Source organism: Alloalcanivorax sp. C16-2 (assembly GCF_046507615.1).
Taxonomy (GTDB): Bacteria; Pseudomonadota; Gammaproteobacteria; order Pseudomonadales; family Alcanivoracaceae; genus Alloalcanivorax; species Alloalcanivorax marinus_A.
Map to the genome: position 1 here is coordinate 1,571,781 of NZ_JBKFTL010000001.1, position 17,519 is coordinate 1,589,299.

Annotated in this window: 17 protein-coding genes; 15 read left to right on the forward strand and 2 right to left on the reverse strand. The window is 67.6% G+C overall.

The window, feature by feature from the left end; translation table 11 throughout:
- Nucleotides 1-82 precede the first annotated feature (82 nt).
- The 8 genes from ACLD02_RS07365 to ACLD02_RS07400 all read left to right on the forward strand — a co-directional run bounded on the left by ACLD02_RS07365 (nt 83) and on the right by ACLD02_RS07400 (nt 9,411).
- The gene (locus ACLD02_RS07365; protein WP_410298328.1) at nt 83-2,377 is read left to right on the forward strand and encodes an NADP-dependent malic enzyme; all 2,295 of its coding nucleotides are present in this window, start codon (nt 83-85) and stop codon (nt 2,375-2,377) included.
- Nucleotides 2,378-2,549: 172 nt separating this feature from the next.
- Nucleotides 2,550-2,834, forward strand: a complete 285-nt coding sequence (locus tag ACLD02_RS07370; protein WP_161383512.1) for a hypothetical protein — start codon at nt 2,550-2,552, stop codon at nt 2,832-2,834.
- Nucleotides 2,835-2,888: 54 nt separating this feature from the next.
- Nucleotides 2,889-4,008 (forward strand): peptide chain release factor 2 gene (gene prfB / locus ACLD02_RS07375; RefSeq protein ID WP_410298329.1). Its coding sequence is split into 2 segments (ribosomal slippage): nt 2,889-2,960 and nt 2,962-4,008, totalling 1,119 coding nucleotides; the frame shifts between segments, so codons are not numbered across the junction.
- 100 nt (nt 4,009-4,108) lie between these two features.
- Nucleotides 4,109-5,635: a lysine--tRNA ligase gene (gene lysS, locus ACLD02_RS07380; protein ID WP_410298330.1), complete on the forward strand. Its 1,527-nt coding sequence runs from the start codon at nt 4,109-4,111 to the stop codon at nt 5,633-5,635.
- Between the two features lie 121 nt (nt 5,636-5,756).
- On the forward strand, nt 5,757-6,413 hold the full coding sequence (locus ACLD02_RS07385) for a TetR/AcrR family transcriptional regulator (RefSeq protein ID WP_203104636.1): 657 nt from the start codon (nt 5,757-5,759) through the stop codon (nt 6,411-6,413).
- A complete protein-coding gene (gene ung, locus ACLD02_RS07390) occupies nt 6,406-7,122 on the forward strand; it encodes a uracil-DNA glycosylase (RefSeq protein ID WP_203104634.1) in 717 nt (238 codons plus the stop codon). The genes ACLD02_RS07385 and ung overlap by 8 nt, the downstream gene beginning before the upstream one ends.
- Nucleotides 7,123-7,132: 10 nt before the next feature.
- Nucleotides 7,133-8,242, forward strand: coding sequence for an enoyl-CoA hydratase/isomerase family protein (locus ACLD02_RS07395; protein ID WP_410298331.1), 1,110 nt, complete (start codon nt 7,133-7,135; stop codon nt 8,240-8,242).
- Nucleotides 8,243-8,409: 167 nt separating this feature from the next.
- Complete coding sequence (locus ACLD02_RS07400; protein ID WP_410298332.1) at nt 8,410-9,411, forward strand: NAD(P)H-dependent flavin oxidoreductase; 1,002 nt, start codon at nt 8,410-8,412, stop codon at nt 9,409-9,411.
- A gap of 104 nt (nt 9,412-9,515) precedes the next feature.
- Here ACLD02_RS07400 and ACLD02_RS07405 read toward each other — a convergent pair whose 3' ends face one another.
- On the reverse strand, nt 9,516-10,481 hold the full coding sequence (locus ACLD02_RS07405) for a YgfZ/GcvT domain-containing protein (RefSeq protein WP_410298333.1): 966 nt from the start codon (nt 10,479-10,481) through the stop codon (nt 9,516-9,518).
- A 99-nt stretch (nt 10,482-10,580) separates the two neighbouring features.
- Here ACLD02_RS07405 and ACLD02_RS07410 point away from each other — a divergent pair, with 99 nt between their 5' ends.
- From ACLD02_RS07410 to ACLD02_RS07420, 3 genes are read left to right on the forward strand one after another with little or no spacing between them, the layout of a single operon-like run.
- Complete coding sequence (locus ACLD02_RS07410; RefSeq protein ID WP_203104626.1) at nt 10,581-10,856, forward strand: succinate dehydrogenase assembly factor 2; 276 nt, start codon at nt 10,581-10,583, stop codon at nt 10,854-10,856.
- Nucleotides 10,837-11,220, forward strand: a complete 384-nt coding sequence (locus tag ACLD02_RS07415; protein ID WP_203104624.1) for a hypothetical protein — start codon at nt 10,837-10,839, stop codon at nt 11,218-11,220. The genes ACLD02_RS07410 and ACLD02_RS07415 overlap by 20 nt, the downstream gene beginning before the upstream one ends.
- A 48-nt stretch (nt 11,221-11,268) precedes the next feature.
- Nucleotides 11,269-12,729: a protein adenylyltransferase SelO gene (locus ACLD02_RS07420; RefSeq protein WP_410298334.1), complete on the forward strand. Its 1,461-nt coding sequence runs from the start codon at nt 11,269-11,271 to the stop codon at nt 12,727-12,729.
- Between the two features lie 372 nt (nt 12,730-13,101).
- Here the strand turns inward: ACLD02_RS07420 and nadB are convergent, their stop codons facing one another.
- On the reverse strand, nt 13,102-14,709 hold the full coding sequence (gene nadB / locus ACLD02_RS07425; RefSeq protein WP_410298335.1) for an L-aspartate oxidase: 1,608 nt from the start codon (nt 14,707-14,709) through the stop codon (nt 13,102-13,104).
- Between the two features lie 141 nt (nt 14,710-14,850).
- On the opposite strand from nadB, the gene rpoE reads away from it, so the two are divergent.
- From rpoE to ACLD02_RS07445, 4 genes are read left to right on the forward strand one after another with little or no spacing between them, the layout of a single operon-like run.
- Entirely contained in the window at nt 14,851-15,438 is a 588-nt protein-coding gene (gene rpoE / locus ACLD02_RS07430; RefSeq protein WP_194298458.1) for an RNA polymerase sigma factor RpoE, read from the forward strand.
- Between the two features lie 4 nt (nt 15,439-15,442).
- Nucleotides 15,443-16,066 carry a sigma-E factor negative regulatory protein gene (locus tag ACLD02_RS07435; RefSeq protein ID WP_410298336.1) on the forward strand — a complete coding sequence of 208 codons (624 nt, stop codon included), beginning with the start codon at nt 15,443-15,445 and terminating at the stop codon, nt 16,064-16,066.
- A gap of 3 nt (nt 16,067-16,069) precedes the next feature.
- Complete coding sequence (locus ACLD02_RS07440) at nt 16,070-17,032, forward strand: MucB/RseB C-terminal domain-containing protein (protein WP_203104616.1); 963 nt, start codon at nt 16,070-16,072, stop codon at nt 17,030-17,032.
- Nucleotides 17,029-17,508, forward strand: coding sequence for a SoxR reducing system RseC family protein (locus ACLD02_RS07445; protein ID WP_203104614.1), 480 nt, complete (start codon nt 17,029-17,031; stop codon nt 17,506-17,508). The genes ACLD02_RS07440 and ACLD02_RS07445 overlap by 4 nt, the downstream gene beginning before the upstream one ends.
- Nucleotides 17,509-17,519: the final 11 nt, after the last annotated feature.

Consider the following 17,519-nt stretch of genomic DNA (forward strand, 5'->3'; position numbering starts at 1 on the left):
GATGCGGGCGCGCCCCAGGCGCAGTACACTCGGGGATCACCACGAAACGATGTACACGTCCGATCCTTGAAGGAGACCCGCCTTGGCCACCGACAGCCGCCGCGCTGCACTTGATTACCACGAACACCCCGTCCCCGGTAAAACCGCCATCGTCGCCACCAAGCCCCTGACCAACCAGAACGATCTGGCGCTGGCCTATTCCCCCGGGGTGGCCTGGGCCTGCGAGGAGATCGTCGAGGACGCCAACAATGTGTTCCGCTACACCGGCCGCGGCAACCTGGTGGCGGTGATCAGTAACGGCAGCGCCGTGCTGGGGCTGGGCAACATCGGCGCGCTGGCGTCCAAGCCGGTGATGGAAGGCAAGGCGGTGCTGTTCAAGAAGTTCGCCGGCCTGGACGTGTTCGATATCGAGATCAACGAGAGCGACCCGGACAAGCTTGTGGACATCATCGCCGCCCTTGAGCCCACCTTCGGCGGCATCAACCTGGAAGACATCAAAGCCCCGGAGTGCTTCATCGTCGAGCGCAAGCTGCGCGAGCGCATGAGCATCCCGGTATTCCATGATGACCAGCACGGCACCGCCATCACCGTGAGCGCCGCCTTCATCAACGGCCTCAAAGTGGCTGGCAAGCCCATCGACCAGGTCAAGGTGGTGGTGTCCGGCGCCGGCGCGGCGGCGCTGGCCTGCCTGGACCTGATGGTGGACCTGGGCCTGCCCCAGGAAAACATCTGGGTCACCGACATCGAAGGCGTGGTCTACCAGGGCCGCAAGGAGCTGATGGACCCGGACAAGGCGCGCTTCGCCCAGGCCACCGACGCCCGTACCCTGGGCGAGGTGATCGACGGCGCCGACGTGTTCCTGGGCCTGTCCGCCGGCGGCGTGCTCAAGCCGGACATGGTGCAGCGCATGGCGGCGCGGCCGCTGATCCTGGCGCTGGCCAACCCGCACCCGGAGATCCTGCCCGAGGACGCCAAGGCGGTGCGCGACGACCTGATCATCGCCACCGGTCGCTCCGACTACCCGAACCAGGTCAACAACGTGCTGTGCTTCCCGTACATCTTCCGGGGCGCCCTGGACGCCGGCGCCAGCACCATCACCCGGGAGATGGAAAAGGCGGCGGTGTATGCCATCGCCGGCCTCGCCCAGGAGGAACAGAACGAAGTGGTGGCCGCTGCCTACGGCACCTATGAGCTGAGTTTCGGGCCGGAGTACCTGATTCCCAAGCCGTTCGATCCGCGCCTGATCGTGCGCATCGCGCCGGCGGTGGCCAAGGCGGCCATGGCCGACGGCGTGGCGGCCCGGCCGATCGCCGACCTGAACGCCTACGCCGAGCAGCTCAAGCAGTTCGTCTATCATTCCGGTGCCTTCATGAAACCGCTGTTCTCCGCCGCCAAGGCGCTGGTGCGCGATGGCGGCAAGGCGCGCATCGTGTTCACCGAGGGCGAGGAAGAACGTGTGCTGCGCGCCGTCCAGGTGGTGGTGGACGAGGGCCTGGCGTTCCCGATCCTGGTGGGCCGGCCGGACGTGCTGGCGATGCGCATCGAGCGCTACGGTCTGCGCCTGAAGCTGGGCGAGGACGTGGAGGTCACCAATCCGGAGCAGGACGACCGTTTCCACCGCTACTGGAACGCCTATTGGGAAATGCGCGGCCGCCACGGCGTCACCAAGGAAGTGGCGCGCACCGAGATGCGCCGTCGCATGACCCTGATCGGCGCCATGATGGTCCATCTGGGCGAGGCGGACGGCATGGTGTGCGGCACCGTGGGCCGGTTCGCCGAGCACCTTAACTTCGTTGACCAGGTGATCGGCCTGCGTCCGGAGGCGCGCACCTACGCGGCGATGAACGTGCTGCTGCTGCCCGAGCGCACCGTGGCGGTGGTGGACACCCACGTCAACGAGGACCCCAGCGCCGAGCAGATCGCCGAGTTCACCATCGCCGCCGCCGAGGAAATGCGGCGCCTGAACCTGGAGCCCAAGGCGGCGCTGCTGTCGCGCTCCAATTTCGGCTCCGAGCGCTGCCAGGCCAGCGACAAGATGCGTCGCGCCCTGGCGTTGATCCGCGAGTGGTCGCCGGAGCTGGAAGTGGATGGCGAGATGCACGGCGACGCCGCTCTGGAGGCGTCGATCCGCAAGGAGATCCTGCCGGATTCCACCCTCACCGGTTCCGCCAACCTGCTGGTGTGCCCGAACGGCGATTCCGGCAACATCGCCTACAACCTGCTCAAGACCGCCGCCGGCAGCAACGTGGCCATCGGCCCGTTCCTGCTGGGCGTGGACGCGCCGGTGACCATCCTCACCGCCAGCGCCACGGTGCGCCGCATCGTCAATATGGCGGCGCTCACGGTGCTGCGCGCCAATCTGGAACCGCGCGGCTGAGCGGCGTGGCTTCCCCTCCGTGACCCGGGGGTGGGCATCGCGGTTAATGCCAGCCTCCCGGGTCTTTGCTAGGATTGCGCCGATCATCACTGCCCGGCCCAAAAGGCCGGGTCCCTGAATGCGCCGGCGGCCACCGCCGCCGGGGCGCGGTTCTCCCTGACGGAGGGACAGCATGAAAACAATTCACAAGCATCGCCTGGAAACCGGTACCGAGGTGCAGGAAATCCGCCTGCCGGAAGAGGGCGACGTGCTCCGCGTGGACTACATCCAGCAGGAGCGTCTGATCTACATGTGGGTGGAAGTGGACGCCGACACCGTGATCGACACCCCCAAGGAGGTGCGCCGCTTCAAGGTGTTCACCACCGGCAGCGGCATTCCCGACAACGCGGTGTACATCGGCACCACCCTGGACGCCCTCAAACCCGAGGCGTTCCACGTCTACGAACTGGTCGATTAACGCCCCAGCCGGTAGAATGCGCGCCCTTTCACCCACCGGGATTTGAGACCTTTTATGGAAGTGAATCCGCTGAGAACCCACCTCACCGACCTGGCCGAGCGCATCGAAGCGCTGAGGGGGTATCTTTGACTACGACCAGAAGAGTGAACGACTGGTCGAAGTAGAACGCGAACTGGCGCTCCCCGACGTCTGGAACGAGCCCGAGCGGGCCCAGGCGCTGGGCAAGGAGCGCGCCCAGCTGGAAAGCGTGGTGACCACCCTGCGTGACGCCGATCAGGGTGTCGGCGACACCCGCGACCTGCTGGAGCTGGCGGTGGAAGAGGGCGACGAGGCCACCGTCGCGGAAGTGGAAGCGGACCTGGAGCGCCTGGAGCGCATGGTGGCGGACCTGGAGTTCCGGCGCATGTTTTCCGGCGAGATGGACACCGCCAATGCCTACCTGGATATCCAGGCCGGCTCCGGTGGCACCGAGGCCCAGGACTGGGCGGAAATGCTGCTGCGCATGTACCTGCGCTGGGGCGAGGCCCACGGTTTCAAGACCGAGCTGGTGGAAGCCTCCGACGGCGACGTGGCCGGCATCAAGTCCGCCACGGTGCGCTTCGAGGGTGACTACGCTTACGGCTGGCTGCGCACCGAAACCGGCGTGCACCGGCTGGTGCGCAAGAGCCCGTTCGATTCCGGCGGTCGCCGCCATACCTCGTTCAGCTCGGTGTTCGTGTCCCCGGAAGTGGATGACGACATCGACATCGAGATCGATCCCGGCAAGCTGCGCACCGACACCTACCGGGCCTCCGGCGCCGGCGGCCAGCACGTGAACCGGACCGACTCCGCGGTGCGGCTGACCTATACCTTCACGGACCCGGACAACGGCAAGGAGCACATCGTGGTGACCCAGTGCCAGTCCGAGCGCAGCCAGCACCAGAACCGGGACAAGGCCACCAAGATGCTGCAGGCCAAGCTCTACGAACTGGAAATCCAGAAGCGCAATGCCGAGAAGCAGGCCCAGGAGAACGCCAAGGCGGACATCGGCTGGGGCAGCCAGATCCGTTCCTACGTGCTCGACGACGGTCGCATCAAGGACCTGCGCACCAACGTGGAAAGCCACAACACCCAGCAGGTGCTGGACGGCGATCTGGATCGTTTTATCGAGGCCTCGCTGAAAAGCGGGCTGTGAAGATGCCGGACGCCGGACGCCGGACGCCGGACGCTGCCACCCAAAAAAGCGTCCGGCGTCCGGCGTCCGGCTTCCGGCGCTGCATCGGAACCGAAATGCTATGAGTAAAGACGAATCAACCCCGAATGCGGAAGCCGGTCAGAACGATGAAAACCGCCTGATCGCCGAGCGCCGCGCCAAGCTGGCGGAATGGCGTGACAGCGGCGAGGCCTTCCCCAACCACTTCCGCCGCGACAGCCTGGCCGCCGGCCTGCAGGCGCGCTACGGCGAGTTGAGCAAGGAAGAACTGGAAGAAAAGAACATCCAGGTGGCCGTGGCCGGCCGTCTGATGCTCGACCGCAAGGCATTCAAGGTGCTGCAGGACATGTCCGGCCGCATCCAGATCTATGCGCCGAAGGAAGTGCAGAAAGCCACCAAGCACTGGGACCTGGGCGACGTGGTGGGCGTGCGCGGCAAGCTGTGCAAGTCCGGCAAGGGCGACTTGTACGTGATGATGGACGAGTACCTGCTGCTCACCAAGTCGCTGCGGCCGCTGCCCGAGAAACACAAGGGCCTGACCGACACCGAAGCCCGTTACCGCCAGCGCTACGTGGACCTGATCGTCAACGAGGACAGTCGCGAGACCTTCAAGATCCGTTCGAAAATCGTCGCCGGCATCCGCGACTATCTGGTCGCCCACGACTTCATCGAGGCGGAAACGCCGATGCTGCAGGTGATTCCCGGCGGCGCCACGGCACGGCCGTTCATCACCCACCACAACAGCCTGGACCTGGACATGTACCTGCGCATCGCGCCGGAACTGTACCTCAAGCGGTTGGTGGTGGGCGGCTTCGAGAAGGTGTTCGAGATCAACCGCAACTTCCGCAACGAGGGCCTGAGCACCCGGCACAACCCGGAATTCACCATGCTCGAGTTCTACCAGGCCTACGCGGACTATCACGACCTGATGGACCTCACCGAGGACATGCTGCGCACCCTGGCCCGGGACGTGCTCGGCGACACCCTGGTGCGCAACACCGTGCTTGACGAGCACGGCGAGCCCGCCGGCGAGGTGACCTACGATTTCGGCAAGCCATTCCGCCGGCTCACCGTGTTCGACGCCATCCTCGAATACAACCCGGACATCGACGCCAAGGACCTGGCGGACGAGCAGGGCGCCCGGCGCATCGCCGAGGGCCTGGATATTCCGCTCAAGGACGGCTGGGGCCTGGGCAAGGTGCAGATCGAGATCTTCGAGAAAACCGCCGAGCACCGCCTGCGGGAGCCGACCTTCATCACCGACTACCCCACGGAAGTCTCGCCCCTGGCGCGGCGCAAGGACGACGACCCGTTCGTTACCGAGCGTTTCGAGTTCTTCGTCGGCGGCCGCGAGATCGCCAACGGTTTCTCCGAGTTGAACGACGCCGAGGACCAGGCCGAGCGTTTCCGCGCCCAGGTGGCGGAGAAGGAGGCCGGTGACGACGAGGCCATGTTCTACGACGAGGATTACATCACCGCCCTGGAACACGGCCTGCCGCCCACCGCCGGCGAGGGCATCGGCATCGACCGGCTGGTGATGCTGCTGACCGATTCGCCCACCATCAAGGACGTGATCCTGTTCCCGCACATGCGCCCCCGCGCGCAGTAGGCCTGCTCCCCGTGGCGGCGTTCGCCGCCACGGAAAGGGCAACCCGCCTGCCACGAACTCCCACAAATCCGCGCTGCCTGTTAGGCTATCGACGATTACCAAACAACAAAGCAGACCGCACATGACCACGGCAATCCGCTATCAGGGACGCAAGACCCGACGCGCGGGCAGCGAGCAGCGCCGCCAGGCGATTCTCGACGCGGCGCTCAACATCATCGTCACCGACGGCATCCGGGCGGTGCGTCACCGCGCCGTGGCCCGGGAAGCGGACGTGCCCCTGTCCGCCACCACCTATTACTTCAAGGACATCTCGGATCTGATCGCGGACGCCTTCACGCTGTTCGCCGAGCGCGCCCTGGAGAACGTGGTGCGCCCGTTCCGCGATCAGGCCTTCGCGCTGATCCAGGAATTCCAGGGCGACGGCGCCAGCCGCGAGACGCTGATCGAATCCCTGGCCCAGGTGACCACCGCCTTCATGCTCGATGAACTCAACCACCGCCGCGACCATCTGATCGCGGAGCAGGCCTTTCTGCAGGAAGCGATTCTCGACCCGCGCCTGCGCGAGCTGGCCGACCACTACCTGGAGGAGATGGGCATGCTGTTGGTGGACGCCTGCCGGGCCATCGGCTCGCGTACTCCGGAGCTGGACGCGGAAGTGATCCACGCCCGTATAATGGCGCTGGAAGTGCGGTTGCTCACCCACCCGGAACTGGCCAGCGAGGCCAGCGTGAAGTCCCGCATGCGACACCTTCTGGAGAAACTGGTCCCCCATGACTGACGCACCCTCGATGGAGTCAAGGGCCGAACAGGACGTACAGCTCGAGCCCGGCTGGAAGCAGGTCCTTGGCGGCGAATTCGCCCAGCCCTACATGCATGAACTCAAGACCTTCCTGCGCGATGAAAAGCAGGCCGGCGAAACCATCTACCCGCCGGGGCCGGACATTTTCCGCGCCTTCAACGAAACCCCCTTCGACCAGGTCAAGGTGGTGATCCTCGGCCAGGACCCCTACCACGGCCCCAACCAGGCCCATGGCCTGTGTTTCTCGGTGCAGCCCGGGGTGCGGGTACCGCCGTCGCTGGTCAACATCTTCAAGGAGATCGAGCGCGACCTGGGCATCCCGGCGCCCAACCACGGCAACCTGGACCACTGGGCCCGCCAGGGCGTGCTGCTGCTCAACGCCACGCTCACGGTGCGCGCCGGCCAGGCCGCCTCCCACCAGGGCCATGGCTGGGAACGCTTTACCGACCAGGCCATCGAACACATCAACCGCGAGCGCCAGGGCGTGGTGTTCCTGCTGTGGGGCAGCGCCGCCCAGAAGAAGGGCAAGCTGATCGACCGTCAGCGCCACTGCGTGCTGACCGCGCCGCACCCGTCGCCGCTGTCCGCGCACCGTGGTTTCATCGGCTGCGGCCATTTCTCCCGCGCCAATCAGTATTTGCTGCAACAGGGCCAGGACCCCATCGACTGGTCCCTCCCGAATTCCTGAGAGCCCCTTTATGACCGATTCCGTACTGTTCGAAGAACTGAACACCGCCTGTGGCCGCGTGATCGGCCGCGCGACCCTCAACACGCCCCGTTCCCTGAACGCCCTGAGCCTGGAAATGATTCAGTTGCTGGACGCCCGGGTGGCGGACTGGCAGGGCCGGGACGAGGTCGTGGCGATCTGGCTGGAAGGGGCCGGTGGCCGGGCGCTCAGCGCCGGTGGCGACGTGGTGGCGCTGCACGGCGCCGCCGTCAAGCATGCCGGCCACGAGCGGAATCCGTTCGCCGAGCAGTACTTCGCCGAGGAATACCGTCTTGATTACCGCCTGCACACCTCCGTCACGCCGGTGATCTGCTGGGCCGATGGCGTGGTCATGGGCGGCGGCATGGGGCTGATGCAAGGCAGCCAGTTCCGCCTGGTGACGCCGCGCAGCCGGCTGGCCATGCCGGAGATCACCATCGGCCTGTTCCCGGATGTGGGCGCCAGCTGGTTCCTCAACCGGCTGCCTGGCCACACCGGATTGTTCCTGGGGCTCACCGGCGTGCATCTGAACGCCCGCGACGCCCTGGACCTGGGCCTGGCCGACCGCTTCCTCGACGCGGACCCGGAAGACGTGCTCAAGGCCCTGCTGGAAAACCACTACGACGGCGACCGGCAAGCGGATCGCGCCCGTCTGCATCACCAGCTCCGTGATCTTTCCACCTCGCCCACCGGGCTGCCGGCGGCGATCAGTGATCATCGCGACACCATCGAGTCGCTGTGCGACGGTGCCTCCGTCAACGAGGTGGTGGCCCGCATTCTCGGCCACAAGCAATGCGACGGCTGGCTGGACAAGGCCCGCAAGACCCTGGCCGCCGGCTGCCCGCAGACCATGCATCTGGTCTGGGAGCAACTGCATCGGGCCCGGCATCTTTCCCTGGCGGAGGCGCTGCGCATGGAGTGGTGCCTGGCGGTGCAGTGCTGCTTGCACCCGGATTTTCGTGAGGGCGTGCGCGCGCTGCTGATCGACAAGGACGGCAGCCCGCGCTTCCGGCACCGCTCCGTGGATGAGGTGAGCGCCGACTATATCGACGGCTTTTTCCGCTGCCCTGCTGACGCACACCCCCTCGCCGATCTGGGCTGACGCCCATCGCGGCTAAAGCCGCTCCTACGGCAGTTCCGGCCCGTTGTAGGAGCGGCGGGGCGGCATCCCGCTTATCCCCACGGGTGATAGCGAACATCACGGATCATCATTTCCCGCCATCAGCCGGTCTCCCTAGAATCCCCGTAACGGACCACAGGAGACCCGCCATGCCCTTCCAGGACTACACGCTGATCCAGGCCCCCATGGCCGGCGGCATCAACACCACCGAACTGACCGTGGGCGCCGCCCGGGCCGGCGCCCTGGCGTCCATCGGCGCCGGCTACTTGTCCGGCGCCGCCCTGGAAGCGGCGGTGAGCGCGGCCCGTCAGGGTGGCGCCGAGGCGTTCGCCGTGAACCTGTTCATCCCCGGCGAAGCGGGCGCCACCGAGGCGCAATGGCGCGCCGCCCGGGAAGCCCTGGTGCCCTGTTATCAAGCCGCCGGCGTGGACCTGCCGGAGGCGTTCGCCGAGCTGCCCGGCTTTGATGAACAGTTCGAGGCCATGCTTGAGGCGCGCCCGGCGTTCTTCAGCTTCACCTTCGGGCGCCTGGACAAGGCCCGCCGGGACGCCTGCCGGGCCCGGGGCATCGGCCTGATCGGCACCGCCACCAACCTGGCGGAGGCCCGTGCCCAGGCGGAGGATGGCGTCGATGCCATCGTGCTGCAGGGCGAAGAGGCCGGCGGCCACCGGGGCAGCGTGGAAGCGCGCGGCGCCGGCCAGCCCCTGGCGGCGTTGCTGGAAGCCTGTGGCGAGGTGGGCCGGCCGCTGATCGCCGCCGGCGGGCTCATGGACGGCGCCGACATGGCGCGGGTGCTGGGGCAGGGCGCCGCCGCCGCCCAGCTCGGCACCGCCTTCCTGAGCTGCCCGGAGGCGGGTACCGCGCCGGCCTGGCGCGAGGCCCTGGCCGCCGCCGGCCCGGATGCCACGGCGGTCACCGCGGCGGTGTCCGGGCGTCTCGCCCGGGGCCTGGCCAATGCCTGGATGGATCAACGGGCCCCCAGGGAGATTGCTCCCTACCCGGACCAGCACCGGCTCACCGCGCCCCTGCGCAAGGCCGCCGGCGCGGAATGGAAAAGCCTGTGGGCCGGCACCGGCGCGCATCGCTCCCGGACCCTGCCGGTGGAAGAGCTGGTGGCGACCCTGCTCGAGGAATGCCGCGCCGCCGGCTGAAGGTTTCTTGCGGCTGAGGCTGAATCGCGACTGAAGTCGCTCCTACAGAAGCTTAGGAGCGACTGGCGGCACCCCGCTTCAGTCGCGATCCGCCACCGTGATCGTCACGCCTTCGGCTTGGGAAGCTCGTAGGGCAATGCCCGTGGCTCCGCCCCCAGCGGCGTGTCGTTCACCCACAGCTCGCCCTCATGATCCAGCCGCACCACCGCCAGCATCAGCGCGGAGGGCTGGCCGGGGGCGCTGTCCACCACCTCGCCCACGGCGCGGCCCTGGTCGTTGCGCAGGCTCTGGCCGGCGGCCAGCTCCGGCCCGGAATAGGCGAACAGGGCCATGCGCTGCTTCAGCTTGCCCTTGAAGTGCATCCGCGCCACCACTTCCTGGCCGGTGTAACAGCCTTTCTTGAAGCTGACCCCGCCGAGCACGTCGTAGTTGAGCACCTGGGGCAGAAACAGATCCTCGGCGCCGGGCAGAATCCACCCTTCGCCGGCGAGCAGATCCTGGAAACGGGCGCCGGCGCCATCGGTGACGGCGCGCTCCTCGCTGAGCGCCTGCCAGTGGCTGCTCAACAGCGACGCGGCGGCGACGATCAGGGCGTGGTCGCTGTGGGGGTAGCGCAGCACGGTGACGCCGTCCCGGCTCGCCGCCTGGCCCGGCGCCGGCGCCGGAAGGCCGGCCCGCTCCAGGGTGGCGTCGACGCCGCCGGCCAGTTGCGCCACCACGGTGTCCGGGGCCGGCTGGAAGCTCACCTTGGCGCGCAGCTTGTATTTCTCCAGGCAGCGGATGGTGGCGTCCACCTGGCCGTTGGGCACCAGCAGCAGGTAGCCGCCATCCACTCTGGCGATGCGCAGGCTGACCAGCCCGCGCCCCTTGAGCGACAGGTGCATGGCGGCACGGTGGGCGCCTTCGTCCACCGCCTTCAGGTCGACGGTGAGCTGGCCCTGCAGATAATCACCGGCTTCCTCGCCCTCGGCGAGGATCACCGCCAGGTGCTCGCCGGTGGCCAGAGCCGGCGTCGTCACGCCGCCGTGCCGGGGGTGCTGCGCCTCGATCAGGGATTGCCAAGCGTTCATGGTGCTCCTGTTGTGACTGGTGCGGGTGTTCAGTGGGACCCACGATGATAGATAATCGGGGGCCTTCGTGTCAGTCGATGAAACAAAGAGATTCTATCAATGACGTCTTCCCCGTCCTCTGAAACCGCCGATCTGAAGCGCCGCTATCAGTGGCAATGCCGGCGTGGCGCCTCCGAAGTGGAGGTGGTGCTGTATGCCTACCTGGAGCGTTTCTTCGACCACGACACGGCGGAGCAGCGCGCCACCTTCGGCCGCCTGCTGGAATGCCACGACGTGGATATGCTGGACTGGTTCACCGGCCATGGTGAACCGGAGGACCCGGAGCTGCGCGAGTTCGTGGCCGGAATGCTGCGCCGTGTGGCCGAGACGAATTGAGCCCGGACCGTCGCGCTACCCGGCGCGGGTGCGCCTGGCCGGCCTGGGCCTGGCCGGGGCGGCGATTCTGGCCAGCGGCCTGCCGCTGAGCCTGGCGGTACTGCTGGGGCTGGCGGCGCTGGTGATGGCGCGCCGCTGGCGCCCGGCCACGCCGGCGCGGCTGGCGGTGTCGCCGGAAGCGGTGCGGCTGGAGCTTTGCGATGGCCGCCGGCTGGCGGTGCGCCCGCCGTTCCGGGCAATGCTGCGCCAGCGTTGGCTGGCCCTGCATTGCCCCGGCGCCGGCTGGGTGTGGCTGTTCCCCGATCAGCTCGACCCGGCGGCGGTGACGCCACTGCGGCAAGTCCTTTTTTTGCAGCGACGTTGACTGCCGGGGTTCGCGCCCTCTCAGCCTCAACAACGGCAAGGAGCAACGATGAGCAACGAATACGGTTTCCACTTCGACAACAGCTATGCCCGGTTGCCGGAGACCCTGTTCGCCCGCACCGATCCGCAACCGGTGGCCGAGCCCTCGCTGTTGCTTTGGAACGCGCCCCTGGCCGAGGCCCTGGGCCTGGATGGCGCGGCGCTGAACAGCGCCACCGGCGCCGAGCTGTTCGGCGGTAACCGGTTGCCCACCGGCGCCGAGCCCCTGGCCCAGGCTTACGCCGGCCACCAGTTCGGTAACCCCACCATGCTCGGCGACGGCCGCGCCATCCTGCTCGGCGAGCAGATCACCCCGGGCGGCGAGCGCCGCGACATTCAGCTCAAGGGCGGCGGTCGCACACCGTTTTCCCGGGGGGGCGATGGCCGCGCCGCCCTCGGCCCGATGCTGCGCGAGTACCTGATCAGCGAGGCGATGCACGCCTTGGGCATCCCCACCAGCCGCAGCCTGGCGGTGGTGGCCAACGGGGAGCCGGTGTTGCGCGATACCCTGGAACCCGGTGCCGTGCTGACCCGGGTGGCCGCCTCCCACCTGCGCGTGGGTACCTTTCAGTACGCCGCCGCCCGCCGTGACCCGGACCTGCTGCGCACCCTGTTCGATTACACCCTGGAGCGGCACTACGCGCCCCTCAAGGACGCGGACAACCCGGCCCTGGCTTTGCTGGAAGCGGCCATGGAGCGCCACCTCGACCTGGTGGTGGCGTGGATGCGGGTGGGCTTCATCCATGGCGTACTCAACACCGACAACGTGACCCTGTCCGGCGAGACCATCGACTACGGTCCCTGCGCCTTCATGGACGTTTACCATCCGGACACGGTGTTCAGCTCCATTGATCAGCGTGGTCGCTACGCCTATGGCAACCAGCCGGCGATCACCCAGTGGAACCTGGCGCGGCTGGCGGAAACCCTGGTGCCGCTCATCGGCGACGATCCGGAGGCCGCCGTGGCGCGGGCGGAGGCCCTGCTGGGCGAGTTCGGCGACCGCTACCAGCAGCGCTGGCGGGCGATGATGGCCGACAAGCTGGGCCTGCTCGGCGAGGAAGAAGGCGACCACGCCCTGGTGGATGACCTGCTCGACTGGATGCGCCGGGAGCGGGTGGATTACACCAACACCTTCCGTGGCCTGATTGGCCGGGCGCTACCCGATGGCGAGGCGTTTTATCAGGATGCCTTCCTGGACTGGCACCGGCGCTGGCGCGACCGGCTGGGCCGCAACCCGGAACCGGACCACATCGCCGAGGCCCGCATGCGCGCCGCCAACCCGGCGGTGATCCCCCGCAACCATCAGGTGGAAACGGCCCTCAACGCCGCCGTGCGCGACGACGACCTGGCCCCCACCCGGGCGCTCCTGGACGCCCTGGCGAATCCCTATGAGGACCGAGCCCTGGACGACCCCTACACCCGCCCGCCCACCGACGAAGAGCGGGTCCTGCGCACCTTCTGCGGCACCTGACCACCCGCATTGGGCCTTTTGGGGGTTGTAGGAGCGACTTCAGTCGCGATCGGGCGGTGATGCATCCACCACCGTCGTTATCGCGACTGAAGTCGCTCCTACAACCCCTCCCACACCAACGGAGGCCGGACGTTTTCGTCGAAGCGGAGCGGGCGTTGCGCCCTTCCGGGACCCTTGAGAACAGGACGTTCGAAAGGGAGCCTACATGGGTGAGGCAAGCGTGTTGCGAAGCACCGCTTCGCGCGTGGCCGAACGCCGCCCATCTATGATGGGTGGCCGGGCCCGCTTGCGGGTACTCGCGGCGTTCCCGGAAGGGCGCAACGCCCGCTCCGCGTCCCTGCTGGAGAGAACAGAACCGGAACAGCCCGTCCCTCAAGGCACCAGAATGGTATCGCGCGGCGGCTCCGACGCCTCCGGGAATTCACGCATGAAATGCAGCCCCCGGCTTTCGCGGCGCCGCAGCGCCGAGCGGATGATCAGATCCGCGATCACCACCAGGTTACGCAGCTCCAGCAAATCGTTGCTGATGTGGTAATTGCTGTAGTACTCGGCGATCTCGCTCTTGAGCAGCTCGACCCGGTGCTGGGCCCGCTCCAGCCGTTTCACGGTGCGCACGATACCCACGTAATCCCACATGAAGCGCCGCAGCTCGTCCCAGTTGTGGCTGATCACCACGTCCTCGTCGGAATCGGTGACCTGGGAATCGTCCCATTCCGGGGCTTCCCGGGGCACCGGCCATTCCGCCAGGTGGGCGCCGATGTCGTCGGCCACCGCCTGACCGTACACGAAGCACTCCAGCAGCGAGTTGCTGGCCATGCGATTGGCGCCGTGCAGGCCGGTGAAGCTGGTTTCCCCCAGCGCGTACAGCCCGGGTACGTCGGTACGCCCATGCGGGTCGATGACCACGCCGCCGCAGGTGTAATGCGCCGCCGGCACCACCGGAATCGGGTCGCGGGTGATGTCCAGCCCCAGCTGCAGGCACTTGGCGTACACCGTGGGGAAGTGCTCGATGATGAAATCCGCCGGCTTGTGGCTGATGTCCAGATACAGGCAGTCGGCGCCCAGGCGCTTCATCTCATGGTCGATGGCGCGAGCCACCACGTCCCGGGGCGCCAGCTCGGCGCGCTCGTCGAAGCGCGGCATGAAGCGCTCGCCGTTGGGCAGCAAAAGCCGGCCGCCCTCGCCACGGATCGCCTCGGTGATCAGGAAGCTCTTGGCCTTGGGGTGGTACAGGCAGGTAGGGTGGAACTGCATGAATTCCATGTTCCCCACCCGGCAGCCGGCCCGCCAGGCCATGGCGATGCCGTCGCCGGTGGCCACGTCCGGGTTGGAGGTATACAGGTAGACCTTGGAGGCGCCGCCGGTGGCCAACACCACCGAGCGGGCCAGGATCACGTCGGTCTCGCCGGTCTGGATGTTGTGTACATAGGCGCCGCAGCAGCGCTTTTCGGGGCCGTCGGGGCCATCGTGCTCCTGCAGGATCAGATCCACCGCCACCCGGTGCTCGAACAGGTGCACGTTGTCACGCTCGGTGACGCGCTCGATCAGGGTGCTGGAAATCGCCATGCCGGTGGCGTCGGCGGCGTGGATGATGCGCCGGTGGCTGTGGCCACCCTCGCGGGTCAGGTGGTAGGGCAGGGGGTTGTTCTCGCTGCTTTCCATGCCCGCCAGGCGGGTGAAGTCCACGCCCTGGTCGATCAGCCAGCGGATCGCCGCCGGGCCGTTTTCCACCGTGTAGCGCACCGCGTCGTCGTGGCACAGGCCGCCGCCGGCCTGGTGCGTGTCCTGCACATGGCTTTCCAGGGAGTCGTCATCGTCGAGCACGGCGGCCACGCCGCCCTGGGCGTAGTAAGTGCTCGCATGGGTCAGTTTGCCCTTGGAAAGCAGCGCTGCCTGGACGCCGCCGGGCAGGCGCAGGGCGACGGTCAGACCGGCGGCGCCGGAGCCGATGATCAGGACATCGTAACGGTAAGTGGCCATGGATACTCGCTGGATCGGGGTAAATTGTTGAACCAATGTGAAAACCGCCGGCCAGTATAGCGGCGCGGGTCACACCTGTTACAATACCGCGCTTTACCCGCCGCCACGGGATAATACCGTCCTCCAGGGAGCGAGCACCCGGTGTCTTCAGACGAACAATTGGTCAAAAAAGCCAAGACCGGCGATCAGCGCGCCTTCGAAGTGCTGGTGGTCAAGTATCAGCAGCGGATCTTCGCGCTGATCAGTCGTTACGTGCGCGACCATGATGAAGTCCAGGACGTGGCCCAGGAGGCGTTCATCAAGGCGTGGCGCGCGCTGCCCCGGTTTCGGGGCGACAGTGCCTTCTACACCTGGCTGTACCGCATCGCGGTGAACACCGCCAAGAATCATCTGGTGGCCCTGGGCCGCCGTCCACCTGGCTCCGACCTGGATGCCGCCGAGGCGGAACAATACAGTGGCGCGGAAATGCTCCACGAGATTGGAACCCCGGAGTCCCACGTGTTGTCCGAGGAATTGGAGGCGGTTATCCACAAGGCGATCGAGGAGCTGCCCCAGGAGCTGAAGACCGCCGTGACACTGCGTGAATTCGAAGGTCTCAGCTACGAGGATATCGCGGCGGTCATGGAGTGCCCGGTTGGAACCGTGCGTTCCCGGATTTTCCGGGCCCGTGAAGCCATCGATGAAGCGGTGCGCCCCTTGCTGGGTTCGCAGCGCGGAGACAAAGGGTGAGGACATGAGCAGGAATTACGAAGCGCTTTCCGCTTTCCTGGACGGTGAAACCAACGATTTCGAGACCCGGCGCGTGCTGCGCGACCTGGATCGCGACGATCTGGAGACCCTGGGCCGTTGGCAGCAGGTCAGTGACGTCATGCACGGCCACGCCGGCATGGCCGTGCCGGTATCGTTCAACGCCAGCCTGGCCCGGGCGCTGGCCGCCGAGCCCAAGCCGGCGCGCCGCTCCGGGGTGATGCACGGCTTCGCGCGGGTGGCGGTGGCCGCCTCCGTGGCCGCCGTCACCGTGATCGGCTGGCAATACTGGGGCGGTCCGGCGGACACCGGCGCCGCGCCGGTGGTGGCCAGCACCGACGCCGCCAATGACGGCGTCGCCGGCGAGGCCTCGATGACGGCCACGGTGGCCGCTCAGCGGCTCACCCGGCCGTTCGGCGAAACCTCCCTGGTGGCGCAGAGCGCCCAGCGCGCCGCCACCGCCGAACCCCGTGCCGTGGCCAGCGGCGAGCAACCGCGTGTCAACGCCATGCTGCTGCGCCACAGCGAATTCACCGCCCGCCACAGTGGCCAGGGCATGATGCCCTACGCCCGACTGGTTAGCATGGATGCCCGCAACGGAGCGCGCTAACGCATGATGCGTATCCTCGCCCTGGGGCTCACTCTTACCGCCGCCCCTCTCGCGATCGCCGACAGCCTGCCCGCCCAGACGCTCCTTGAGCGGATGACGGAAGCCACCCAGGAGCTCGATTACCAGGGTCGCTTCCTTTATCAACTGGGCGGGGAGGTGAGCACCATGGAAATCCGCCACGCCGTGATCGACGGCGAGCAGTACCAGCGTTTCACCCATCTGGACGGTCGTCTGGTGGAGGTGTTGCGCCTCGGCGACGAGCTGGTCTGCCTGCACCCCAACGGCACCCTCACCCGCATCGAGGACCCGGATCAGAACCTGCTGTCGTTCCGCCAGCGTCTGTCCTCGCGGATTCCTGAGCAATACAACGTGCTGGTGGACGGCGATGGCCGCGTCGCCGGCCGCCCCACCACGCGCATGCGCGTGGCTCCGCTGGACAACCACCGCTACGGGTACCGCCTGTGGCTCGACAACGACAGCCACCTGCTGCTCAAGTCGGAAATGGTGGACGCCAGTGGCCTGGCCCTGGAACGGGTCGAGTTCGTCACCCTGGATCTGGAGCCGGGCCTGGACGAGAGTGATTTCGAGCTGCCCCGGGTGATCGCCGAGCGGGCGCTGGAAACCGTGCCCGCCAGCCGCTCCGATCGTATTCATCTGGAGGCCGGCTGGTTGCCCCGCGGCTTCCACGCCGCCGAGGGCGACTGGCGCCGGGTCACCGCCGAGCGCCGCCCGGTGGCCGCGCAAAGCTACAGCGATGGCCTGGCCACCTTCACCGTGTTCGTGGAACCGGTGGCCAGCGCCGACATCGAGGAAGGCGTGAGCCGCATCGGGCCCACCGTGGCGATCAGCCGCGTGGCCGCCGCCGATGAGCGCACCTACCTGCTCACCCTGGTGGGCGAGATCCCGCAACCCACCGCCGAGCGTGTCATGGAGGCGCTCGGCGTCAAGGTCTCCACCCGGCCATGATCGAGGAGCGCGGGCGTGTGGTGGCACGGGAGCCCGGCGCGATCTGGGTGGAAACCGTGCGCGCCGGCGCCTGCGCGTCCTGCCAGGCCCGCCAGGGCTGTGGCCATGGCCTGATCAACCGCCAGGGCGGCGGCCAGCGCGCGCGCCTGCGGGTACCCACCGACCAGCTTTTCCAGGATGACGACGCCGTGCTGATCGGCGTGCCGGAGAACGCCGTGCTGCACGGCGCGCTCTGGGTGTATGGACTGCCGCTGGTATTGCTGTTCGCCGGCGCGCTGCTCGGCCAGGCACTGATGCCGCGCCCGGGCGGCGTGGACGGCGCCGCTTTGCTGGGCTGCGCCGGCCTGGCTTTGGGGTTCATCATTAATCGTTGGCACGGTCGCCGCGTGGCCCGCGGCGGCCGTTACCAACCGGTGGTGCTGCGGCGCCTTGAGGACCCGTGCGAGACCTTCGCGCGGATCGCGCCGCAACGCTGAATCTTCCGCGA

Excerpts from the sequence above, each read along its gene's own strand:
- ACLD02_RS07370 (WP_161383512.1), top strand. The coding sequence starts at position 2,550 with ATGAAAACAATTCACAAGCATCGCCTGGAAACCGGTACCGAGGTGCAG.
- lysS (WP_410298330.1), top strand. The coding sequence starts at position 4,109 with ATGAGTAAAGACGAATCAACCCCGAATGCGGAAGCCGGTCAGAACGAT.
- ACLD02_RS07385 (WP_203104636.1), top strand. The coding sequence starts at position 5,757 with ATGACCACGGCAATCCGCTATCAGGGACGCAAGACCCGACGCGCGGGC.
- ung (WP_203104634.1), top strand. The coding sequence starts at position 6,406 with ATGACTGACGCACCCTCGATGGAGTCAAGGGCCGAACAGGACGTACAG.
- ACLD02_RS07395 (WP_410298331.1), top strand. The coding sequence starts at position 7,133 with ATGACCGATTCCGTACTGTTCGAAGAACTGAACACCGCCTGTGGCCGC.
- ACLD02_RS07400 (WP_410298332.1), top strand. The coding sequence starts at position 8,410 with ATGCCCTTCCAGGACTACACGCTGATCCAGGCCCCCATGGCCGGCGGC.
- ACLD02_RS07405 (WP_410298333.1), bottom strand. The coding sequence starts at position 10,481 with ATGAACGCTTGGCAATCCCTGATCGAGGCGCAGCACCCCCGGCACGGC.
- ACLD02_RS07410 (WP_203104626.1), top strand. The coding sequence starts at position 10,581 with ATGACGTCTTCCCCGTCCTCTGAAACCGCCGATCTGAAGCGCCGCTAT.
- ACLD02_RS07420 (WP_410298334.1), top strand. The coding sequence starts at position 11,269 with ATGAGCAACGAATACGGTTTCCACTTCGACAACAGCTATGCCCGGTTG.
- nadB (WP_410298335.1), bottom strand. The coding sequence starts at position 14,709 with ATGGCCACTTACCGTTACGATGTCCTGATCATCGGCTCCGGCGCCGCC.
- ACLD02_RS07435 (WP_410298336.1), top strand. The coding sequence starts at position 15,443 with ATGAGCAGGAATTACGAAGCGCTTTCCGCTTTCCTGGACGGTGAAACC.
- ACLD02_RS07440 (WP_203104616.1), top strand. The coding sequence starts at position 16,070 with ATGATGCGTATCCTCGCCCTGGGGCTCACTCTTACCGCCGCCCCTCTC.
- ACLD02_RS07445 (WP_203104614.1), top strand. The coding sequence starts at position 17,029 with ATGATCGAGGAGCGCGGGCGTGTGGTGGCACGGGAGCCCGGCGCGATC.